The sequence below is a fragment of the Bartonella sp. AP1QHHD genome (assembly GCF_042196265.1).
Classification (GTDB): domain Bacteria; phylum Pseudomonadota; class Alphaproteobacteria; order Rhizobiales; family Rhizobiaceae; genus Bartonella.
In genome coordinates this window covers 1-1,424 of record NZ_JBHIPW010000025.1, presented here as the reverse complement: position 1 = coordinate 1,424, position 1,424 = coordinate 1, and the positions used below count along the sequence as shown (strand labels likewise).

Below are 1,424 nucleotides of genomic sequence, written 5' to 3'. Positions count from 1 at the left end.
GTAAATCGCTGTAATTTGAAACGATTGCTGATTGTCTTTTCGCGTGTAGATGATGGGCTGCCCAAAAGTGTTGCGTACATCTTTAACCATTTGATTTAGCAGCCCGTGCCATCGCATGTTATTTCGCTCCTATAACTGCTTTGAACAGCATTTCAGGGCGTGTGCAAATGTAAAGCGGATAGCTATAGACCTCCGGTTTTACCCATGCATTACGGTCGTGGTCGACGATAAGCATGGTGTAGAGCGGTTTTCCAACCGTGTTGGCAAAATCCAAACTTTCTCCCGGTGCAAAGGTTTTTTGAAACACTCCCGGTGCATTGGCAGGCAAGAATTGACATTCATCAGGTTTAATGCCTATGGCGCGCTTTGTTCCAGCCTTCGCACTCACATTATAGTTGTGAATACTCCGGTAATTAATGAAAGTCACACCCGCAAAGTCAAAACTACCAAAGCTCCCAGAGCCAATCGAACTTGCTGTTGCAACACCTCCAGCACTATTTAAAGTTTGTGCAAGAGCTGTGTTGAGATAGGTTTCACGAATTGTTTTATGGTTTTTCAACTTGGAAAAGAATTCATTTCCACAAAGCCCAATAATGCGTGAACGATCAGAAAAAGCTCCTTTTGAAGCTTCAATCATTTTCATAATGACTTGATCAACATGGTCCGCAACATTGGTTGTCTCATTATTTAATTTAAAGTCAATCGGCTTTGGTGGTGCGATTTCCCATTCCTTGTACCAATCGACAATAACAGAGCCATCGGCATCAAGAACCACCCCTTGAACAGCGCCAAGTTGCATGTTTTCCCATGTCAATTCGATTTCAGAAATCAGTTTCTTTTGTTTTCTGGCAATATATTTCATTGCTGTCTCGAGTTGATCTTCTGTCCCAAATTCACGCCGGTTTTGGATTTCCTCTGATTTCACCGTGTCACTTTTGGCAATGCGTGTTGTTTTGAAAAACCGAAGATTACGTCCATCTCTATCCCCTTCTGCCAAGGGGGCGCCACGTTCACTGGTTTGAATCAAGGACAATGTATTGTCACGTCTTTCAATACCAACCACTGTGGTGCTTGTTTCCACTTCCTCAAAAAGATCAAGAGAACTAATAAGTCCCGGTTGAAACTCATAGTTTTCAATCGCTTTCATCATGGTGGTGGCTGAGAAAGCGTCGTGTTTAAAAAAATTCATATCCATGTGCGCATTCTCCTATCGCAATAAAATATTGTTATGGTCTTCGAGAGACTGAATGGCAGCACTTTTTTGTTCATCTGTAATGGCATCTGGCCATAGTAGTTCAGAAGCTTTTACAGTGCATAAGCGTGCTGTAATCACGGCACGTTGATCTGCTTCTGTTGCGTCAATAGTGGCAAAAGAAATCCCCGCAGGGATTTGACTGCCATCTGCTGCTGCTGGATTAAGGGGG

At 43.0% G+C, this 1,424-nt stretch carries 2 protein-coding genes; both read right to left on the bottom strand.

Annotation, left to right across the window (positions count from 1 at the left end; all coding sequences use genetic code 11):
- Positions 1 to 118: 118 nt before the first annotated feature.
- Positions 119 to 1,195: a major capsid protein gene (locus tag ACFIME_RS03240; protein ID WP_375684472.1), complete on the bottom strand. Its 1,077-nt coding sequence runs from the start codon at positions 1,193 to 1,195 to the stop codon at positions 119 to 121.
- A 12-nt stretch (positions 1,196 to 1,207) separates the two neighbouring features.
- Positions 1,208 to 1,424 (bottom strand): head decoration protein (locus ACFIME_RS03235; RefSeq protein ID WP_375684471.1); only part of this gene is annotated, 217 nt, incomplete at its 5' end.